This window comes from Crocosphaera sp. UHCC 0190 (genome assembly GCF_034932065.1).
Lineage (GTDB): Bacteria > Cyanobacteriota > Cyanobacteriia > Cyanobacteriales > Microcystaceae > UHCC-0190.
This window is the reverse complement of the sequence record NZ_JAYGHP010000001.1, coordinates 418,172-438,688: the sequence shown is the minus strand read 5'-3', so window position 1 is coordinate 438,688 and position 20,517 is coordinate 418,172. Positions and strand designations below refer to the sequence as shown.

At 39.1% G+C, this 20,517-nt stretch carries 23 protein-coding genes; 15 read left to right on the top strand and 8 right to left on the bottom strand.

The window, feature by feature from the left end; genetic code table 11:
• Window positions 1–63: 63 nt before the first annotated feature.
• The 5 genes from murJ (at window position 64) to VB715_RS02145 (ending at window position 6,157) form a co-directional block, all read left to right on the top strand.
• Window positions 64–1,674 (top strand): murein biosynthesis integral membrane protein MurJ, encoded by a 1,611-nt coding sequence (gene murJ / locus VB715_RS02165; protein ID WP_323299549.1) that lies wholly within the window; start codon window positions 64–66, stop codon window positions 1,672–1,674.
• 308 nt (window positions 1,675–1,982) lie between these two features.
• On the top strand, window positions 1,983–3,662 hold the full coding sequence (locus VB715_RS02160; protein WP_323299548.1) for a hypothetical protein: 1,680 nt from the start codon (window positions 1,983–1,985) through the stop codon (window positions 3,660–3,662).
• 164 nt (window positions 3,663–3,826) lie between these two features.
• Window positions 3,827–4,471 (top strand): type II secretion system protein, encoded by a 645-nt coding sequence (locus tag VB715_RS02155; protein WP_323299547.1) that lies wholly within the window; start codon window positions 3,827–3,829, stop codon window positions 4,469–4,471.
• A gap of 22 nt (window positions 4,472–4,493) precedes the next feature.
• Entirely contained in the window at window positions 4,494–4,979 is a 486-nt protein-coding gene (locus VB715_RS02150; protein ID WP_323299546.1) for a hypothetical protein, read from the top strand.
• A 14-nt stretch (window positions 4,980–4,993) separates the two neighbouring features.
• Window positions 4,994–6,157, top strand: a complete 1,164-nt coding sequence (locus VB715_RS02145) for a hypothetical protein (protein WP_323299545.1) — start codon at window positions 4,994–4,996, stop codon at window positions 6,155–6,157.
• A 77-nt stretch (window positions 6,158–6,234) separates the two neighbouring features.
• Here the strand turns inward: VB715_RS02145 and VB715_RS02140 are convergent, their stop codons facing one another.
• Together VB715_RS02140 and VB715_RS02135 are read right to left on the bottom strand one after the other, a co-directional pair.
• On the bottom strand, window positions 6,235–6,402 hold the full coding sequence (locus VB715_RS02140) for a hypothetical protein (RefSeq protein WP_323299544.1): 168 nt from the start codon (window positions 6,400–6,402) through the stop codon (window positions 6,235–6,237).
• A 98-nt stretch (window positions 6,403–6,500) separates the two neighbouring features.
• Complete coding sequence (locus VB715_RS02135; RefSeq protein WP_323299543.1) at window positions 6,501–6,794, bottom strand: RNA-binding protein; 294 nt, start codon at window positions 6,792–6,794, stop codon at window positions 6,501–6,503.
• Window positions 6,795–7,035: 241 nt separating this feature from the next.
• Between VB715_RS02135 and VB715_RS02130 the strand changes: the two genes are divergently transcribed.
• The 3 genes from VB715_RS02130 (at window position 7,036) to VB715_RS02120 (ending at window position 8,790) form a co-directional block, all read left to right on the top strand.
• The gene (locus tag VB715_RS02130; RefSeq protein ID WP_323299542.1) at window positions 7,036–7,944 is read left to right on the top strand and encodes a hypothetical protein; all 909 of its coding nucleotides are present in this window, start codon (window positions 7,036–7,038) and stop codon (window positions 7,942–7,944) included.
• A 45-nt stretch (window positions 7,945–7,989) separates the two neighbouring features.
• Entirely contained in the window at window positions 7,990–8,247 is a 258-nt protein-coding gene (locus tag VB715_RS02125; protein ID WP_323299541.1) for a chlororespiratory reduction protein 7, read from the top strand.
• Window positions 8,248–8,316: 69 nt separating this feature from the next.
• Window positions 8,317–8,790: a DUF4079 domain-containing protein gene (locus VB715_RS02120; RefSeq protein ID WP_323299540.1), complete on the top strand. Its 474-nt coding sequence runs from the start codon at window positions 8,317–8,319 to the stop codon at window positions 8,788–8,790.
• A gap of 55 nt (window positions 8,791–8,845) precedes the next feature.
• Here the strand turns inward: VB715_RS02120 and VB715_RS02115 are convergent, their stop codons facing one another.
• A complete protein-coding gene (locus VB715_RS02115) occupies window positions 8,846–9,406 on the bottom strand; it encodes a DUF2854 domain-containing protein (protein WP_323299539.1) in 561 nt (186 codons plus the stop codon).
• Between the two features lie 180 nt (window positions 9,407–9,586).
• Here VB715_RS02115 and VB715_RS02110 point away from each other — a divergent pair, with 180 nt between their 5' ends.
• The gene (locus tag VB715_RS02110) at window positions 9,587–9,763 is read left to right on the top strand and encodes a hypothetical protein (protein WP_323290292.1); all 177 of its coding nucleotides are present in this window, start codon (window positions 9,587–9,589) and stop codon (window positions 9,761–9,763) included.
• A 120-nt stretch (window positions 9,764–9,883) separates the two neighbouring features.
• Window positions 9,884–11,452 carry a rhomboid family intramembrane serine protease gene (locus VB715_RS02105; RefSeq protein ID WP_323299538.1) on the top strand — a complete coding sequence of 523 codons (1,569 nt, stop codon included), beginning with the start codon at window positions 9,884–9,886 and terminating at the stop codon, window positions 11,450–11,452.
• A gap of 68 nt (window positions 11,453–11,520) precedes the next feature.
• On the opposite strand, the gene mtnA is transcribed toward VB715_RS02105, so the two are convergent.
• Complete coding sequence (gene mtnA, locus VB715_RS02100; RefSeq protein ID WP_323299537.1) at window positions 11,521–12,558, bottom strand: S-methyl-5-thioribose-1-phosphate isomerase; 1,038 nt, start codon at window positions 12,556–12,558, stop codon at window positions 11,521–11,523.
• Between the two features lie 471 nt (window positions 12,559–13,029).
• Between mtnA and VB715_RS02095 the strand changes: the two genes are divergently transcribed.
• The 4 genes from VB715_RS02095 (at window position 13,030) to prmC (ending at window position 15,725) form a co-directional block, all read left to right on the top strand.
• Entirely contained in the window at window positions 13,030–13,527 is a 498-nt protein-coding gene (locus tag VB715_RS02095) for a hypothetical protein (RefSeq protein WP_323299536.1), read from the top strand.
• Window positions 13,528–13,627: 100 nt separating this feature from the next.
• Window positions 13,628–13,942, top strand: a complete 315-nt coding sequence (locus VB715_RS02090; RefSeq protein ID WP_323299535.1) for a hypothetical protein — start codon at window positions 13,628–13,630, stop codon at window positions 13,940–13,942.
• A gap of 104 nt (window positions 13,943–14,046) precedes the next feature.
• A complete protein-coding gene (locus tag VB715_RS02085) occupies window positions 14,047–14,790 on the top strand; it encodes a Tic22 family protein (RefSeq protein WP_323299534.1) in 744 nt (247 codons plus the stop codon).
• A gap of 5 nt (window positions 14,791–14,795) precedes the next feature.
• Window positions 14,796–15,725 (top strand): peptide chain release factor N(5)-glutamine methyltransferase, encoded by a 930-nt coding sequence (prmC, locus tag VB715_RS02080; RefSeq protein WP_323299533.1) that lies wholly within the window; start codon window positions 14,796–14,798, stop codon window positions 15,723–15,725.
• A gap of 38 nt (window positions 15,726–15,763) precedes the next feature.
• On the opposite strand, the gene VB715_RS02075 is transcribed toward prmC, so the two are convergent.
• Window positions 15,764–16,474: a C40 family peptidase gene (locus VB715_RS02075; RefSeq protein WP_323299532.1), complete on the bottom strand. Its 711-nt coding sequence runs from the start codon at window positions 16,472–16,474 to the stop codon at window positions 15,764–15,766.
• A 425-nt stretch (window positions 16,475–16,899) separates the two neighbouring features.
• On the opposite strand from VB715_RS02075, the gene VB715_RS02070 reads away from it, so the two are divergent.
• Complete coding sequence (locus VB715_RS02070; RefSeq protein ID WP_323299531.1) at window positions 16,900–17,388, top strand: GNAT family N-acetyltransferase; 489 nt, start codon at window positions 16,900–16,902, stop codon at window positions 17,386–17,388.
• On the opposite strand, the gene VB715_RS02065 is transcribed toward VB715_RS02070, so the two are convergent.
• The 3 genes from VB715_RS02065 to VB715_RS02055 form a co-directional block, all read right to left on the bottom strand.
• Complete coding sequence (locus VB715_RS02065) at window positions 17,345–18,139, bottom strand: HAMP domain-containing sensor histidine kinase (protein ID WP_323299530.1); 795 nt, start codon at window positions 18,137–18,139, stop codon at window positions 17,345–17,347. The two genes, VB715_RS02070 and VB715_RS02065, sit on opposite strands and share 44 nt — an antisense overlap.
• Window positions 18,139–18,738 (bottom strand): L-threonylcarbamoyladenylate synthase, encoded by a 600-nt coding sequence (locus tag VB715_RS02060; RefSeq protein ID WP_323299529.1) that lies wholly within the window; start codon window positions 18,736–18,738, stop codon window positions 18,139–18,141. Before VB715_RS02060 ends, VB715_RS02065 begins: the two co-directional genes overlap by 1 nt.
• Window positions 18,739–18,860: 122 nt before the next feature.
• The gene (locus VB715_RS02055; RefSeq protein WP_323299528.1) at window positions 18,861–20,507 is read right to left on the bottom strand and encodes an alpha/beta hydrolase; all 1,647 of its coding nucleotides are present in this window, start codon (window positions 20,505–20,507) and stop codon (window positions 18,861–18,863) included.
• Between the last annotated feature and the right edge of the window lie 10 nt (window positions 20,508–20,517).

Here is a 20,517-nt window from a genome sequence, read left to right as displayed (position 1 = left end):
AGTTTTGAAGACCAAAACTTGTCTAAGGTCAAGGAATCCCTGATAATTGATGACTAACCTTTGATGAGGAGTGCCGTGTCTGCCAAGCCAAAAACCCGTTCTCTTGCTAGTATCGCCGGAATTGTGGCCTTTGCCACCTTAATTAGTAAAATTTTTGGATTAGTGCGAGAACAAGCGATCGCTGCTGCCTTTGGGGTGGGGCCCGTTGTCAATGCCTATGCTTATGCTTATGTGATCCCTGGTTTTTTATTAATTCTCTTAGGCGGTATTAATGGCCCCTTTCATAGTGCCTTAATTAGCGTTTTAGCCAAGCGGGATAAGTCAGAAGCGGCCCCCTTAGTCGAAACCGTCACCACCATTGTCAGCCTCTTTTTATTAATTGTCACCCTGGCCCTGATTTTCTTTGCCGGAACCTTTATTTCAGCCCTAGCACCAGGGTTAGAAGGGGCGGCCAAAGCGATCGCCATTCAACAATTACAAATTATGGCACCTTTAGCTTTGTTAGCGGGATTAATTGGTATTGGGTTTGGAACTCTCAACGCAGCCGATCAATACTTATTACCCAGTATTAGCCCTCTATTCTCTAGTTTAGCAGTGGTGATCGGGGTTGGGATCTTAGCTTGGCAGGTAGGGGATAATATCAACGCGCCCCAAAATTGGTATTTAGGGGGTTTAGTTTTGGCGGGGGGAACCTTGGCCGGTGGCGTTTTACAGTGGTTAGCGCAAATTGGGGCCCAATACAAAGCCGGAATGGGAACTTTGCGGTTTCGCTTTAACTGGCGTATTCCTGGGGTAAGAGAGGTGATGAATGTCATGGCCCCGGCTACCCTTTCATCGGGAATGTTGCATATTAATGTTTATACTGACCTATTTTTTGCCTCATTTATTGTTAATGCGGCGGCGGCCATGCGCTATGCCAATTTTATTGTTCTCACTCCCTTGGGCATTATTTCTAATATGATTTTAGTGCCGTTTATGCCTGTTTTTTCTCGGTTAACTGCGCCGGAAAATTGGGGAGAATTAAAGGTCAGAATTCGTCAAGGACTTTTATTAACGGCTTTAACCATGTTGCCTTTTACGGCCATTTTTATCGCTTTAGCTCCGGTTATGATTCGGGTAATTTATCAACGGGGTGCGTTTAAATCGGCTGATGCAGATATTGTGATTCCGGTATTAATGACCTATGGAGTAGGGATGTTTTTCTATCTTGCTAGGGATGTTTTGGTGCGGGTATTTTATGCGTTGGGAGATGGAGAAACCCCATTTCGAATCAGTATTTTTAATATTTTTCTCAATGGTTTGTTAGATTTTCTTTTATATAAACCCTTTGCTACCCCTGGTTTAGTCTTTGCTACCATTGGGGTTAATGTTATTTCTATGATGATCTTTTTAGGAATTTTAAATAAACGGCTTCAGGGTTTACCTTTAAAGGAATGGGGTTTAGCTTTGTTGGCTTTAATGGGCATTACTGTTATTTCAGGAGGAGCAAGTTGGGGGATTTCTTGGGGATGGGAACAGATATTTGAGAACAGTAATATAGGGTTGCAATTATTACAATTAACCTTGGCTTCTCTGGTGGCTTTTGGGGTATTTTTTGGCTTATCAATCCAATTAAAATTACCGGAAGTTGATATTTTACTTTCTCGGATTTTGAAAAAGTTTAAAAAGAATTAAGTTCTGCTTATGATTCTCGTTTTCGATAAATTCCATAAAAATACGGATCTCACCCAAAGAGTAAATGCCGTAAACTGGTGTCATCCATTTTATTTGCCGTAGTTTGCGTAAAGCTACGGTAAGTAGTCGGATATAAATAAACGTTTCTATATTAAAAACTATTACTAAGCTTCAAACCTTTTACTTTAACCTGTAACCTGTAACCTGTTCCCTATCGCCTCACCTTACCATTAACGTTCATTCTGTCCGACTACTTATCAGTTTTTATACGGCTAATTTTGGCACACTTTCAAAAGTATATAAAGACAATGAATAGTCGTTTCAAACTTCCTTTACTTTTTTATTTATCTCATCGGACAAAAACAATCAATGCAGGTTTCTCTCTGCCGATGGCATTAATGATGGGAACTGTGATCTTAGCGATCGGAGTCCCCATGATGATTGGAGCGCAGGGCCAATTGACAAAAGTTGTTGCCCAAAAAAATACTGCCCGTGTGAATGCAGTTGCTGAAGCAGGGGCAACCCAGTATATGAGTTTTTTGAATCGGAACCGACTGTTATTAACCTATCCTGATTGTGCCGGAAGCAAAGACACAAATGATGTTTGTCAAGATTCGGGTTCAGCGCAAAGTTGGTTTTTAGCCTCAAATATAGAAGGTATCAAAACAACCTCAACCTCATCTTCATCCTCATCTTCATCTTCATCCTCATCTTCAACCTGTTCGAGTTCGTCTTCTAGTTCAGGTTCAGTGAATGACAGCACCGAAACCGCAACTACCGTCTCCTCTACTTGGGCTAATAGTAGTAATAGCGGTTGGCAAGATCTTACTGATGGACAATATCGCTTAGTATCCTATACCTATTCTGCTGCGAATCAAACAGGTGTACTGACCCTTGAGGCGCGGGTCGATGTATCGGGGACGGGGGCAAACGCGACTGAGATTCCGGGTCGCACTGCTAAAACCAGACTAGAACTCACTTTTCCGGTAATGACAGGTTCTTCCGGTGACTCAACCAGTGGTGGGCCACCAGGGTTGTGGGCAAAAGATTTTAAATTTAATAACAATGCTAGTGCTTACTCTAATGTTTGGGATTCCTCAGAATGTGTCCCCGCAACACCCGCATTTGATGATTCTAAAAACCTAAAATCTGTTCCGGCACAGCCTCTAACCCTTGCTAGTGGGGTTTCTGCCAGTCCAAAAGCAAATAATGGAAATAAGGAGATTTATGATACGACAGGATCTGCTGTTGGTGTCAGGACAAAGGTTAAACGGGATTTTCCCCCTTTACCGAATAATAATGTCTGGCCGGCTGCTCCTGCCACCAATAAAAATGATATCAGTTGTACCTCTTTATCCTCTCAATATCCTCGAACCACTGATGTCGATTCTACGGGGACGGTTTACAGCAGCAAGACGAGTCCTTCAACGGACGCTGCTACCTACGTTTACAACTGTAGTGGTAGTTTGAAGACACCCGATGGTGATGTCAAATTCGGACGCACGGGCCAAGAAACCTTGATTTTTCATGTGAATGGAAATTTTACGTCTGGTTCCAATGGCAATCTTTTGCCTCAAGGCTCGACCACGACTGGTTTTACCCGCTCTATTTTTTACGTTAAGTCGGGTGATTCCCAAGTCAATGCCAATGGAAATGTGGGAGATATGAGAGATCCTAGTGCTATTCAGGTTTATATCTATAAAGCTGATAAGGGGACAAGAAACACCAGTGGTTATGAACATTCCCTAGAACTAAAAGGCAACGGTTCGTTCTACGGATTTATGTTTGCTCCTTTCGCTAATCTTGAGGCACAGGGAACATCGGATCATTCTGGAGCTTTGTGGGTCAAGTCCATTGAGACAAATGGAAATTTTAAAATTTGGCAGGGCATATTTGATATGTCTCGGCTAATGATTTCCATTGATACCTCGGCCCCAACCAATCAAATGGGAGCAGCAACTTCAGTTCAACGAGTTGCCGTGCCTTAGTCTCAGGGCTGTGTTATTGCGAGAGGGCATGAAGTGGTCGGACATAAATAAGTGTAGGGTGGGCAATGCTCACCAAAAGGCTCAAACGCTGATTTAGAGATTATTGTGGGCAATGCCCACCCTACAGGTTGTGTTCGTTTAATAAAGATAATTTGCGAAAACTCATGAGATCTAAACTATTAATTGTCTATTTGAACTCTGTTCACCCAGATCGGGGTTTTACCATGCTGGAGGTTTTAGTCTCGATCTTAGTGATTTTGGCATTTGTCATGGGCGCACTGCAAGCCTTGGCAATTACTGCCATCGTGCAGATCAAAGCTGAACGTCAAGCTCAAGCCACTTTTTGGATACAGCAGGATTTAGAACGGGTCAAATCCTTGGCGAGTAATTTTAACGATATTTCTGGATGTGGGGCAGCAACTTTTGATGCAGGGGTAGGAGGAATTTTTAGGGATAGTCTGGCCAGTGATACGACTGTAACTGCTGCTAATTCTTCGGATAACAATTCCCAAGTCGTCAAAACCAGTTTCAATGATAATCAAAGTCGTCCGATTCCCGATACTGCCAACTCGAAAAATGCTTCCTATAGCTTGGTACGGATTATTACAGAAGATGATAGCGATCCCAGTGTTTTAAAAGTCACCTATCGAGTAGCCAAACCCTATGACACAACTAAAACCTACAATAGCGACTCCAATCAAACCCATACCCAAAATAGTTACCTCGCAGATGACAAGTCCAATAACACGTCTACTTTGGCGGTGGTTTCTACAGAGATTATCCCTCACGCCTCCTTCAGTTGCCCCTAATGGTGGATGGACGCTGTTAGAGATGGTGATTACGACCATTGTTGTCGGCATTTTGTCGGCCTTCTCTATTCCGTCGATGATTGGCATTACGAGTCAAAATCAGGTAAAAGCAACGACGGATCAGATTAAAAACCTCTTCCAAGAGGCGCAGCGTCAATCTATCCGCACTGGTAAAATTTGTACGGTTACAGTCTCAGCAACGACAACTTCGGCGGATGCCTTTATATCAAGTACCCCCCCCGGATGTTTATCAACGGCTCCGGTCTTTTTGCGATCGCAATTAAAGATCAGTACGGTGGATTTTCCTTCTACAGTTACCATTTCCTACAGAGGCAATGTGGCTTTTGACTGGGGTACGAATACCTCTCCTCCTTCGCCTCCCGCTTTAATTGTGGTGCAATCACCTTCCGCCAAACAACAATCTTGCCTAACCCTAACACCCGGATTAGGGATTATCCGCACTGGAATTTACAATACCTCGACCAGCACTTGCTTACCTTCTCTCTAAACCTTGGCTTTATCATGAAAAAACTGCTCAATACCTTGATCCGAAATTGCAGTGCTTCTGGCTTTACCCTCATGGAGTTATTAGTCGCAGCGTCTTTAACACTGGTAGTAGTTAGTGCGGCGGGTTATGGCATGGTTGTGATAACCAGAGAAAATAGAATAGCGATCGCAGCCAATGATACTCAATACAATGTCAATCGTGCGGCTGATTTTATTACTGAGGAAATGAAAGCTGCCTCGGCAGTGAGAACAGACGTTTCATCAGGATTACCGACAGATTTTGCTCCTACGGGAACCTATCAAGTGATTCTCGCTATCGATACACCCAGTCTGGCTCAACCAATTATTTACTATCTAAAATCTCCTCCCGATAGCCCTTTATTGGGAACAAATGCTATTTATCGCTGGGGGCCGACGTTACAGGCCAATGGCAGTTACGGTACGACCTGGAATCATGAACCATTGATTGATCTTATCCCGGATGCTCCCCAAAATACCAATTGTGCGACGAGCGGAATGACGAAAATTCCCAGCACCAACCCAAAAGGCTTTTTTGTCTGCGTCAGTGACGATCAAAAAAATGCGGAACTGCATATTTCCACCTCGGCAGTGAATACGATCAAAGGGAACACAGGTAATATTTTTGGGACAACTCCCAATACCAATGGTCGCTATTATGACAAAGCCACTTATGAGGTGGTAACACAAGCTTATACCAGAGGATCTGCTTTTACCTTATTTCAAGGAGTGATTACTCCCAATATTCCAGCCACGGCTACCATTCAAGAGTTAGCAAAAAATAGCGGTTGCACCCTATCCAGTGCTAGTGGTTATCAAACAACCGCTTCGGGGGCCGTAACTGCTTGGACTCCCAGTAGTACACAAGTAACAATACCTTCTAGTGGAGCCCTTACTTCTGCCAATAGTCTAAAGTTAGTCATGGCAGGAACTTGTGGCGGTGCCTTTAATATTGCCTCTGATGCTGGCACTGGGGTAACTGTGGCCCAAAATGGAACCCCCTTAAGCTCACTAACAACTTTTACCAATAATTCTACGATTAACTTAGCTCTGAGTCCCTATAAAAATACGACCCAAATTCAGTTACCCAGTAACAAAGCCATTTTTTTCTTTGCGAATGGAACAACTCCCATTAACGCGGTTTTGGTCACAATTAATTAGTGATTTTGCCTTGCTAATACGCATTGAAAATGCGTATTAGCTTAGTTCCCAGTTACCCGTTTATAATTCACAATGAATTATTCCCTATCGTTGTTGTTATCTCCATCCTCATCTTGTGCTTCGTTACGGCTTCCAGGATAGCGTTTACCGCGAGAAAAGAAGCGGGAAGATTTTTGACGAAATTGACGAGCATAGGCCTGATTACGCTCAGCTTTTTCTTTCTTTAAATTACGACGCTTAGCCATGATCTTTTCCTCATTAAAACAATAAAATACTTCTGGAAATGTCATCAATGGGAAGTTCCCTTTGACTTCCAGAAGAGTGGGTTAATTGAAACTAAAAATTAGATACGGTAACTCCGACGGCCTTTGCTAAAAGAGTTGCGGGGTTGTTCTTCGCGGGGTCTAGCTTTATTAACTTTGAGGTTTCTTCCCATCCATTCTGCCCCATCTAGTTCCTCAATGGCTGCATTTTCCTGAGCGTCTTCCTCCATTTCAACAAAACCGAAGCCCCTCGCTTTTCCCGTTTCTCGATCAGTAGGAAGATGAACCCGTTTGACGGCTCCATACTCAGCAAATACTTGAGTTAGGTCTGCTTCTGTCACTTCGTAAGGGAGGTTGCCAACATAAATTGACATCGGTAAAGATCTCCTTAATCCTAGGTTTGCAGAGATACAAGATCTCGGAGAGCAGCCGGCCAATATTAACTTCGGACAAAACCTACGCGATACTGACAACAAACTTAGTCACCGATCCTCATTCTCGTTTTCATGCTCTATAGTAGCACTTTTCTTTTGAGTCAGAGCAAATTTGTAAGCAGAAGTGATAGATTGGATCAGGAAATAGGGAAACAGAGGATAAAATATAGGAAATAAATCTATGTCAGAAGAAAAACAACCTCAATTATCTCAAGCAGAATTAATTAAGTTATTGCGAACAACCATTACCCAACTTAATAATATTGTTACCCAACTGACCACCGACTCTTTAGGGAATTTACCGCCCCAAGAAACCATAGAAATTTTAGTCAGTAGTACAGAGGCGATCGCTGTTTCTCTTCAAGTTTCTTCTCCTTCTACTAAAGTCGAAACTTTGCCCAAAACTGAACCAGAAAAATCTGAAGATTGGGAGGAATCGGAGACAGATGAAACAGAGGAAAAACTCCCAGGAATTGACGGTGCTTTACCGAGTTTTAATCGCTTACAAATTTGGTGGGATGGGGTATTAGGAGGAATTCGTTCTCTTTTTCCAACGGCGATTAGTGAGAGGCTTTCTGATTGGGTAATTACAGGAGTTTTAGGGGTGATTATTGTGGCTTTTTTGTCTACTTCAGTATTACTATTACCCCAACCCCTTTCGGTGTCTAAAATTGTGCAAACTCCCTCAGAAATACCGCAACCAAAAGTTATTGAAACCCCACCGCAATTAGAGTCTCCTGCGTTACCTGAACCCATCAAATTAGCCCCACCTCCTGGCCCAAAATTAACCCCAGAACAAGGTTTAATTGCCGCAATTCAACAACAGGTCACGGAATTAACTAATCAATATCCAACGGGTTTAATTGGTACAATTGAAGCGAATTTTCTGGCCAGTCGTTTAATTGTTACTCTGGGAGAACAATGGTATGAATTACCGCCAAAACGACAAGATACTTTGGCTAATACTATCTTAAAACGGGCCCAAACTTTAGATTTTCGGAAATTAGAAATGATTGACGATCAAGGAACTCTCTTGGCCCGTAGTCCGGTGGTAGGAGATCAAATCGTTATTCTTCAGCGACACCCCTAAATATCTGAAAATTTTTGCTGAAACTTACCCTTTTTTTCTAAACTTATGCCAGATTCAATTATGTATCAAGAGGATGGTTTTGTTGTCCTCGAACCTGACCAACCAGAACAATTTTTAACCGCAGAGGAACTTTTAGAAAAGCTCAAAGCTATCTTATTAACTCGTCAGGATGATTTACCGAGAGAATTGGTAAAAATTCCCTCAGTTGAAGGTCAAGCACAGTATTTAATGGAAAATTTTTGCGATCTCGATGTGGGCCCAGATAGTTATTTACAATGGTATGTGGTTCGCTTGCAAAAATAGTTCATTATTGTCTAGGATTATGTTAAGTTAAGTTTTGTAACAGTTGTAACTTAGGCTAGGGAAATCTCTATGGCAATCGAAATTCCAGAACCGATCAAAGTCTGGTCGCAATTTGGTCATCCCCTTCTCATGTGGGTTTTGTTTGGATTGACAGTTTATGCACTATATTTAGGCATTCAATGGCGACGCACCCGTACGGCTGACAAAGAACTTAAAAAAGAATTATTACCAAAAGATTTTCGTAATCGTCATTATCAATTAGGTTCCTTACTTTTGGGGTTGATGGTATTAGGGAATATTGGCGGTATGGCCATCACCTATATCAATAATGGTAAACTCTTTTTTGGTCCCCATTTATTAGTGGGGTTAAGCATGACAGGATTGATTGCTGTCTCAGCTTCTCTTTCACCTTTAATGCAAAAGGGTAATGAATTCGCTCGTTATACCCATATTACCCTAAATACTGCGATTGTAGGTTTATTTGGTTGGCAAGCGGTAAGCGGGATGGAGATTGTCCAGAAAATTCTTGATAAAATCTCATAATCAGGTTTGGGGGATGAGGCATAATTAACCTACTTTTTTCTTCCCCCATTGTTTTCTAATTGCCTTCAGCTTGACCTAAACTAATTAACGCCACATCAATTTGATTATCTTCTTGTGGATTAATTTTTGCATAAATACCAGGGCCAAAAAATTTCTCGATTTTCTCTTGTTTATCGTTCCAAGTTTCTAAGGTAATAAAGGGCGAGTTAAACTCTAGAATCAAGGCATAATTTCCCTCAAATTTTTCCTCTCTTATTGCTACTAATAAGGGTCTATCTTCATCGGTAGGACTTAACCCCAACCGTGCCAAAGTATCATCAAGATGGGCTTCTTGACCATAGCGATAACGGGTCACATCTTTACGGATTTGATTTTGGGTAGAGGTTGCTTGTTGTTCTCTTAAGGCAAGAACATCTGGAGGGGTCGGTTGACTAAAGGGAATGGGTTTCAATTCTGCCGCTTTGAGGGCTAGTCCTCCTAGTAAAATCGGCACACCATAGAAAAATCCGGCTAAATTTAGGGTAGGATGATCAGTAGCATAGGCCACAAAGCCCATTAGGGTTAAGAGTCCCCCCACGGTCAATCCTACACGGGCTAAGGAAAGTTGGCGTAACATAAAAAGTCCTTTATTTTGCGATCGCTTTAAATTTCATTATGCTGGTCAATGGTCTTTAAGAAAAGGGGCCAATGCTCAGGAGTAAATAACTGATTTTTTGGGCTGATCTTGATAGAAGACTAGCCTGGGGGAGACAAGATTGTTTATGCTAGAGTTAGTGCTAGTTTTAGGATCAAAAAAATGAATCAAGAAACGATTCGAGAAAAAGTGAAACTAATTGAAAGTAAGCGAGGATTTTTAGTGGAACTTTTAGAAAAACCCGATTTAGGAATTTTACGGGTGGATGTCAAACAAGCTCTGGAAGAACTCGATGAACTTATTGAAGAATTTGACCTGACATTTCCCCAGGAAACCTAAGATTCTTAACTTCTCAGATTTAAACCTCACTCAACCGGAGATAATTATTAAAAATAAGCGGCAGTCAATTCTTAATTATTCTGCCGCTTTTTGTTTTTTTTTCAAAATCATTAAGGGACAATGGATGTAGAAACAATTGTTATCATAATTACTTATTTTTCTTGTCTTCTCGTTATTATTCGGGTAGTTCAAGGAATTCTACCGAAGAAAGATGGCTGGATTATTCTTAGTGTGATTATTTTTGCCATTACCTTGATTCTATCCTTACTTGATTCGCCCTTCAACAGTTGGTTAGGGGGAAGTTTATGTCTGATTTTTCTGTGGTTTCCTGCTTGGGTATTAACTAGGTTAAATCGTTTAATTGAAATACAAAATTATCAAAGAGCCAGTCAACTATTATCTAGGTTGTTTTGGCTTCATCCTACTCCAATTTGGCGAGACTATTTACAATTAATTTTTGCCTTAGAAATGGCAAAAGCTGGTCAAATAGAGTCAGGAATTAAGAGGCTACAATCTTCTAATCAATGTGAATCAATTATTGCTTATTATCGTCAGGCTTCTATCTATGAAATTAGAGCAGATTGGCAAGGTTGTCTAGAATGGTTTGATAGTAAAGTTAAGCCAAAAATTTTATGGAATGATGCCACTTTACTTGTTTATTATATCAGATCTTTAGGAGAAACGGGGCAACTTAATCGATTATTTCAAGAGGCGTTATCTGTTGAATCTAAACTTTTAAAATCAAGAAGTTTATCAAAAATTCATTTGATTTATCTTTATATTTTTGCTTTTTCTGGACAAACATTGGCGGTTCAAGAACTTTTTAAACAGTCTTTATCTTTTTATCCACAAGAGTTACAAGAATTTTGGTTGCTTACGGTACAAATGGCCATTAATCCTAAAAAAGATCACAAATATAAGCTTTTAAAATTATGTTCAAATCATAACCTAATTCTGAGTAATGCTATCAACTGGCGATTAAATAAACCGCCTTGTAATCTCAAAAAATCTTTAAATGAGAGTTCTTGTAAAATTCTTTATATGCTTCAGTTTAAAAGACAAAAATCTTCTCAACTTTCTCTTATTTTTACTCATAGAAAACAGAGGATAACTCAAATAATTATTTTAATTAATATCTTAGCATTTATAGCAGAAATTAGCTTAGGTGGTAGCGAAGATATTGAGACTTTATATGATTTAGGAGCTTTAGTTCCTATGATGGTTTGGGAAGGACAATTTTGGCGATTAATTACAGCTAATTTTCTACATTATGGATGGCTGCATTTATTAATGAATATGATTGGTCTTTATGTGATTGGTGGTTTAGTTGAATCTCTCAGTCAAGTTTATCGATACTTAATCATTTATTTTGCCAGTGGTATTGGAGCCATGTTTTTATTTAGTTATTTAGCCATTTATACCAATAACCTTGATTATATTTTAGTGGGTGCTTCCGCTTCAATTATGGGATTAGTCGGCAGTTTAACGGCCATCTTTTTACGAAAATGGTGGCAGGAAAAATCATCTATTAATCGCAAAAGATTTTTGATAATGCTAACAATGCTAGGGTTACAATTTATCTCTGATTTTCTTATCCCTCAAGTGAGTATTATGAGTCATTTATTTGGTTTTATGATTGGATTTTGTCTAGAATTAATAGTATTCAGTTTTGTGAAAACACCTAATTAGTGAGAGTAGGGATAAATAATTATTGGATAATTCATGCTTCTTTTTCTCTCATTAATTTGAGAACTCGATTACTCTTTTAACGTAATCAGTTCACTCGGTTTCACAGTTTTTTGTTCAGTAATAATCCCAGTAATTAATGCAGCAGGAGTCACATCAAAAGCCGGATTATAATAATCTACCCCATCGGCACAAATTCGAGTATTTCCTACTTGATAAATTTCTGAGGGGTCGCGTTCTTCTATGGGAATTTGTTCGCCAGTTTCTAACTCAAAATCAACGGTAGAAAGGGGGGCAGCCACATAAAAAGGAACCTGGTGCATTTTAGAAACAACAGCTAGTCCATAAGTGCCAATTTTATTCGCAGCATCCCCATTCGCAGCAATTCTATCAGCACCTACAACCACTAAATCAATTAGTCCTTGTTTCATACAATGGGCTGCCATATTATCACTAATAACGGTAACAGGAATCTGTTCTTGTACACATTCCCAGGCAGTCAATTTTGCCCCTTGTAAACGGGGTCTAGTTTCATCAGCATAAACCCTTTTTAAACGTCCTGCCGTCCAAGCAGAACGAATTACCCCTAAAGCTGTTCCATATCCTGCGGTAGCTAAAGCTCCTGCATTACAATGGGTGAGAATCGTCAATTTTTTGGGGTTAGTTGGTAAAATTTCGAGGCCATTATTGCCGATCCCTTGACAAGTTTGGAGATCTTCTGTTTGAATAAGTTGGGCAGTTTGTAAAAGAATATTTTTGATCTCTTCAACGGTTCCAATGGTTTCATAAGCAATTTTTAATATCCGAGAAATTGCCCAAAAAAGATTAACCGCAGTGGGGCGAGTTTGACGCAATATTTCAGCAACTTCTTCTAATTGTTTGAGAAAAATCTCTCTGTCTTGAGATTGAATTTCTCTTGCCCCTAAATACATCCCATAAGCGGCGGCGACTCCAATGGCCGGGGCCCCTCGTACAATCATGGTTTTAATGGCTTTAGCCATGTCTTCATAACGACTAATTTCAACTAGAGTATATTGATTAGGTAAACAGGTTTGATCGATGAGTAATACTTTGTTATTAGACCAAACAACGGGATAGATAGGATTCATGGGAATATTCATCAAAAAACTTAATCTTATCTTGCCATAATTTGGTTGGTTTGTGAATTTTGTCAAGGTCTTTACGGACATTTTTCTTAACCGAGAAACTTTTCCCCATGCTTTTCAGAAGATTTCCACAAACCTAGGGGTTTTTTCCACAGAGATTTAATAACCTATCTTAATCATAGTATTTGATGAAACCTTTTCTCTCGGTAATGTTTTTGGGTTTCTGACTGAAAAAAAACTGATCAAAGTTGTGGAAAATTAGGAAGAACTTCAAGATAATTGATGGTTATTCTTATTGCTATTTTTTGTGGTATAATAGAAACAAAGCAAAAAACATTAAACCCTTTATATTTCTTCAGAGCGTTTTGTGTGAATTAAATAATCGAGGAAAAACGAGTCTTTTTTCTCGATTTTACTTTCTTTGCTGCTTTGTTTTTTATTGGTTTTCTTCTACCAACCGCCATACTATCCAAGATGAAAAAGTCAGTTCAACCCTTAAATCAAGCCATCCATAATCAACGAGGTAACTATTCTAAAAAAGTTGGAATTAAACCCTTAGTTAAAGAGTATTCTAAACATCAATCTAAAAGTATTGTTGATCAGATTCGTGAGCGTCGTCCCGTTCCTAACCCTTGGCGTGTGGGTGAAGTCGCTCAAATTATGATTAAAGGAAATCCTGATCTTAAGGGGAGAAATGGTCAATGGTGTATTGTAGAAGAAGTGCTTAATTTTTCTTGTTTGGTAAGAACTTGGGATGGCATAATTCAGGTAAAAATAGAAAATTTAAAAGACTTTTATTATTCTTCTCAACAACAACAGGAAATGAAAAGAATCAGCGATCGCTTGTCTAAACTCAGCCTAGAAAATTTAGAAGATTCCGTCAAAGGATTTTTAGGGGAACTGGGAAAAATTGATCGTCCTTTTCTCAGCCAAAGAGAAGACACAATCTTGAGCTTACTTGAAGAAGAATAACAAATTAGACCAAACAATCATATATTTGCGAGTTCTTTACCAAAGCCTGGTTATCCTGAAAAAAGATTTAGTAAACCCAAATTTTAGGATAATTTTGACTATGGCTCGATATAATTATGATTGTTGGGTTGGGACTTCTGCGGAACAAATTCCCTCCTTGATTAGTCAACGTTTGAAGGAATGTGAGTTGGAAGTCATTTATCAAGGAAACGACTACGTGAAAGCGAGAGATTTTCCGGGTAAAGTTCCTCTGTCTTCTTTTATTATTGTTGATGTATTAATTGAATATTCAAGGCAAAAACAAGGCAAAATTTTAGTGACGGTGGTTGCTCAAAATAATGATATTCCTGGAACCCTTGGAGATCGTTGTTGGCCAAAATTTCAACAAATTCAACAAGCTTTGTGGAATCTTTAGCTAGGGCTTTTTATGAGCTTTGATTATTGCTCCTCACAATCCCCACACTCATCTGTCACCCGAACTGATGTCAAGCACGTTATAATGTAAAGCAAAAAGACGAAATGAAGACTTTAATTCATTGGAGTTTAGCCCTAGGATTAATAGCAAGTCCTTTGATCTCTACTTGCTTAGTACAGCCCTTACCCGTTTTGGCACTGCCCCAAGCAGAAATTGTCGGATTATTAAGTGGCATTCCGGTTTTTAGTTTGTTGAATGATAAGGGTTCTCCTATTGCTCGCCAAGTCGAAGACAATAAGACAGTCATTCCTGTGTTTATGAGTCAAAAAGATGCTCAACAATTACTCACTCAATTAAAACAAAAAAGTCCAGATATTGGTAATTTATACACTGTCCAAGTTCTGCCCTTGGGAACAATTTATGATACTATTAGAAAAAATTCTAGCCCAAATAAACGTTTATTGCTGCAATATATTCCTACGATAACGGAAATAGAAGAGGCGAAAAAACTTGCTAGTGCTAATGGTCAAGAATATCGCGGTGATGTTCCCCTTTACCTAGTGAGAATCAAATCAGATCGATCCTACTTAACTATAGAAAAAGATAATAAGCAGGTTGTGCCAGTATTTTTTGAAAGAGCAACGGTTCAAGAATGGATAGAAACCGTAAAAAAATCTAAGCCCGATTTGGCAGCAGAGATTCAAGTTGAGCTTGTTGGTCTGAGTGATTTAATTGCTAACTTAGAACAACAAGATAATGCCCTATTAAAAAATATCCGATTTTGGCCGTCAGAAGAAATGATGCAAGTGATTCGCGCTAATCAAACCAAACCCCAAAATCAACGTTAATAACTATGGTTGTGGATTATAGCGTATCAGGTCAAGCATTAGATAACTGGCGAAATTGGGCGAAACAAGCAGCGATAGAGGCTGATATTGATCCCACAGAAGTAGATTGGTTACTTCAAGAAATCGCTCAATTAGATTCCCTTTCCTTGCGGTTAAATTCTTTTGTGGGGCGATCTCGAAGAGATCCCCTTCGCGGTACGCAAATTCCCTTAAAATTGCCCCTATCTGAGTTAACTCAACTATGGGAACGTCGTCTGAAAGAAAGGGTTCCCGTTCAGTATTTAGTGGGGGTTACACCTTGGCGGAACTTTTCTTTGAAGGTTTCCCCTTCGGTGTTAATTCCTCGTCCTGAAACCGAATTAATCATTGATTTTGCCTTAAAAGCGTCTCAAGATAGTTTAAACCCTCACCTAGCATCGGGAAATTGGGTGGATTTGGGGACAGGTAGCGGGGCGATCGCTTTGGGACTAGGGGAGATCTTTCCTCAAGGGATCATTCATGCTATTGATACTAGCAGAGAAGCCCTAGCCATTGCCGAAGAAAACGCCGCTAATTTGGGATTTTCCCAAAAAATAGACTTTTATCAAGGATCATGGTGGAGTCCCCTGATTAACTTGAAAGGGAAAGTCAGTGGAATGGTATCGAACCCTCCTTATATTCCCACGGAGATGCTTTCTCAACTGCAACCAGAAGTCAGACAGCATGAACCTTATTTAGCCTTAGATGGGGGAGTAGATGGGTTAGAATCGATTTGTTATTTGATAGAAACTGCCCCTAATTATCTGGTTTCTGGTGGGGTTTGGTTGATTGAAATGATGGCGGGACAAGGGGAAATAGTGGCACAATTATTACAAGATTCTTCTTATTATCAAGGGGTAAAAATTTTACCAGATTTAGCAGGAATCGGGCGGTTTGCTTTAGCTTATCGCTGCTAATAGTATCTATCCTATTAATGATCATTGATATAGTTAAATCAAGAACAATAACTATACATTACCCGACCAAAACTCCACAATTTTTCATAGTATCCTTTGCTAATTTTGTCTCCTTGATTAGATAAAGGATCAATCGCAATTCTATTTCTACCAACCGCTTGACCGGAACTATGAATATAGTATCCATCCCCTAAATAAAGAGCAACATGATCAACCCTTTCTGTGCCGAAAAAGATTAAATCTCCTGGCAATAATTCCCCATAACTAATCTTTTTACAAAAGGCTTCTTGTTGATAAGAATCTCTTGGTAACCAAATTCCTGATGCGGAAAATGCCCCTTGCATGAGTCCTGAACAATCATAATTTGGCCCCACCGTTCCCCCCCATAAATAATAATTGGGTTGGTTCATTGCTGCTTTGGTAAAAGCGATAATTTCGGGGAGACGCTTTTCAATCTCACGACGAGAAACAACAATGCTTCGATAGGGTTGTTTCGCAGGTTCTAAAACATTAAGATCAGATAAAGGTAGCCAAGCGGTGTAACCTTCCTCACAGAGTTGCACTTGAATAGCTGTTTCTTTGACAGTGGCTTCTAAAACCTTCAAATGTCTTCCCTTTGCCGCTTGAGTGGCTAATTCCTCCCCCGTAGAAGAACTATATAAGTTGAGGGGAACACGACAGCAATATTCTCCAGAAGCTGATGGTGGTAATAATTCTAGGGATGTTATCGGGGAAGGCAATACTAACATATCCTCGTCAAAACCTATAAAATTAAATAATTGGGGGACGTTTTCGCTTTGATGATACTAAAGATCGTTAATTTAGGGTATCTTATTTTGGATGAAAGTATGCCCTTTCAGCAACCATAAGACAACAAAAATCTGACACTTTACCTCAAGATTTTCCTGCACTCATACATCTGGAAAACTACGGTAAATTGCCTATAATCCAACTTTAGGACCACCAGTCAAGAATGACAGAGGATAAGTCCCAGATGTTCCGCAAATGTCAAGGAATCAAAATAAACATCCCTTTTGGGTGATTGATTTGTTGGTAAAATTAGTTACAATTTGTTTAGGAGACAAAAAGGATTCAGTGTTGTTATTCTCATTCCCTAGTCTGGCTCCTTTTTAGCCCAGGATTAAATCGATACAACCCCTAGGAATTACTAACAATGGATTGTCGTCATATTCAGTTTTCGCTCCAAAAATCAAAGGTTGATTTTTGCCAACTTCAGACTTTATTTAATCAAGCAGCATTTTGGGCAAGGGAAAGAACAATTGAAGACTTAGAAATGGCTATTACTAATAGTAATCCGGTGGTGACAGTTTGGGATGGAGAAACAATGATTGGCTTTTGTCGAGGTATTTCTGATGGGGTTTATCGTGGGACAATTTGGGATGTAGTTATTGATAAAAACTATCAAGGTTTAGGATTAGGCCGCAAGTTAGTAGAAACCGCTTTAAGTCACCCTTTAATGAGTCGAGTTGAACGGGTTTATTTAATGACAACCTATCAACAAGAATTCTATGAACGAATTGGATTTCAGGAGAATCAATCAACAACAATGGTGTTACAAAATTCCTATGAAATGAGTACAATCTCCTTAGGAAATGGTTCTATTGATGCTCTTCCCAAGGAATTCGACACTTTACCCTTGTAAGGGTATCTGGTTGATTTTCAGGGGAAATATCTAAGAGTATTAATTGTCCTCCCATTTTCTCTAATAGGGTTTGGGAAAGTAAAAATTTCATGGCTGGGGACATTTCTAGGTTATGACTCCATTGCTTCACTAAATTTAAGTTTGTTTGTGACAGTTCTAAACCTTGTTTTTCTTCTTGCCAATCTTTAATAGAACAGGGAATATCTATCACAATATTAACCATACTTTCTAATTGATTTAATTGGGTTGATATGTTTATAGTTCCCCTTTTGGTGAGACTAATAGCTGTATCAACTAAAGCAGTTAATCCTTGGATAAAACGGCTTTTATCTGCCTTGATATAAATATCTATTTCAGAGATTTTAATCTCTATTTTTAAGCTATAATTTGTTGCTTGAAGCTGAGTTAATTGATGGACTTGATTTAAAATCTTGTTTAAAGAAACCGTTTCTATCTTTAGAGGAATTGTCCCATAATCAAGTTTAGAAATTGTAACGATGCTATCAATAATTTCGATTAATTTTTGGGCTGCCTGATATCCTTGTTCAATAAATTCTCGCTCTTCTTCGGGATTTTCACAAAGATCTGCTAAAATTAATTGCTGTAATCCCATTAAACTACTCAAAGGCGATCGCAATTCATGGGCAGTTTTCGCTAAAAATCCGCTTTTAAATTGACTAATTTGGGCCATCATTTGATAAGCAAGTTTGGTTTCTTCTAATTCTTTTTTTAAAGTTTCCATTTCATTCATTACTCATTACCTTCAAGTTTTACGCTTCCTTGGCGTAAGATTTCCCATCCCCTATTGCTCCATTTTGCCACAGTTGAAGGTAATCCACTACCGTATTTTTCCTGATTCTTTAACTCAGCTTCATTTAAGACTAAAACATCAGGAAATCTTACCGTAATTTCCCCCATATTTTCGAGGGGTGGTTCCCCTGATAAGTTAGCACTGGTGGTGGCTAAACATCCCGTTTGCCCTAGTATATTTTGGGCTATCCTATTGTTAGGAATTCGCACTCCAATAGTAGTAGGATCACTGGGATTCATCCCTTTAGGAACGAGATCAGAAGCGGGTAAAACAAGGGTTAATGGCCCCGGCCAATATATTTGGGCAATCTGTTGCCAAATTTCTAATTCTTGTGGGTTTCCTGTCACATATTTCCAGAGATTTTGAGGGGATGCACCCATGAGAATTAACGGTTTATCTGGGGGACGTTTTTTAGTAGCAAAGATGAGAGAAGAATGTTCAGGTAAAGCAGCTAATGCAGGGACGGTATCTGTGGGAAAACTAACGACTTTTCCTTTGATGGCCCCTTGAATTAATTCAGATTGAGATACTTTTGGCATAGATAATCAACAAATAATGATCAAAAATTCTGTGGGAGTAATTCATGAATTACCCCTACAAAAAACATAATTTTTAGAGGCGTTGCGTAAGTCCTAGTTAAATTGAGTTTAACACCTCAATTCTAAAATTGAAATTCCTCAATTTTATATTGCTCAATTTCGGCCTCTAATTTATTTGATGAATTTCCTGTAATAAAATCTAACTTAAATGTCTCATCTTGACTAAGATATTGAGCATAGGAAGACTGAAGATAAGGACGAAAAGTTTCATTTTTGCCGATATAAACTTCAAAAAAAGCCGTTGAAATCCCATTAACATAACTACTAATTAAATTTTGACTCGGTAAGCTTAATTGAGCAACGGAATCAATTGTCTGTTTGATTTGTCCATCAAGTTTGGTAAAATTAACATGAGCTTGCCCTTCAATTAATCCCCAATATTTATTAGGTGTCGTTAACCAAGTAAAAGATGAAGCCTGGTTTAAAGCTGGAGGGGTAGCGGGATCATCACTGCCTGATAATAATACAATAGGAATGGCAATTTTACTGAGGCCTTTTTGTCCAAAAATACTGCGATTAACAGGGTTTGCTGCTAAAACAGCCTTAACTCGATTGTCTCGAAAATTGTACTCTTGACGAGGCAATTCTAAGGCTCTACATTCTAATAAATTAGAGATATTGATGCCACTATAAAGACGATTGCAATTTTTGTCTAAATTCTCAAAATCAATGGTTGCTCCTGAAATCGCCAAAGCTGTATAACCGCCAAAAGAATGACCTGCCATTCCCACATTTTCTAGATCTAATTTACCTTGAAACTCAGAATTATTGCGCCGTTGTAATTCATCAATGACAAAGCTAATATCTTTAGGACGGTTAATAAAATCATTGAGATCAAATATGTCTCGATGATATCCTTCAAACATCTCCTGTAAGTAAATAGTGTCACTGCCAGGATGTTGAGGAGCAGCCACTAAATAGCCATAGGAGGCTAGATGTTTAAGTCCTTCACTATAATCTTCAGGCCGAGAAGATAAGCCGTGGGAAAATACCAAAACAGGGGTTTTTCCTTCTGGCAAATTTTGGGGGATATAGACATCAACATAAAAGCTTCGATTACGGCTTTTATCGGTTAAATTCCATACTATTTTTTTAACCTCATAATTACCAGGTTTTCTGATGTCTTTTAAGGTAGCATAATCAACAGGTTTATCAGTTGTAGCTTCTTCGGCAGTCCATTCTTCCAGCTTGGTCACAAGAGTTTTGGTCGCCAAGATTAACTGTTCAAGTTCTTCCGAAACTCCTTGAATTAATTCTCCTTGAAGCTGAAGATTAGTAGGGTATTTTTTAAGCACATTTAGTAAGGTTAATCCTTCAGGATCAAATGCTGCTTGAACTATCGCACCCCGCAAAGCATATCCCCCATTAACTCCCCCTTCAATTGTGACACCTTTACCAGTGCGAGTTAAGATAGACTCTCCCATTTTACTATTAAAAAAACGGGAAACCAGTACAGGATCAACCTCTACTTTTTTGGTTAGTGCTGTGCGAAATTCTGCTTGTTGTTCTGGACTGACTAGGTTTAAGTAAAATCCTAAATCTTCATTAATTGTGCCAGTTTTTGCAAAAGTTTCTAAAGAGTCTACCCTTAAAGAAAACATCAACGACCCGTAAGATAAAAATAATTTTTCGGCAGCTTTTACAGGTATTGAGGTTAGACAAGTCAAGAAAAATCCTAAAAAGAATAAAGAGAGTTTAGATTTGAACATGGGGATGATT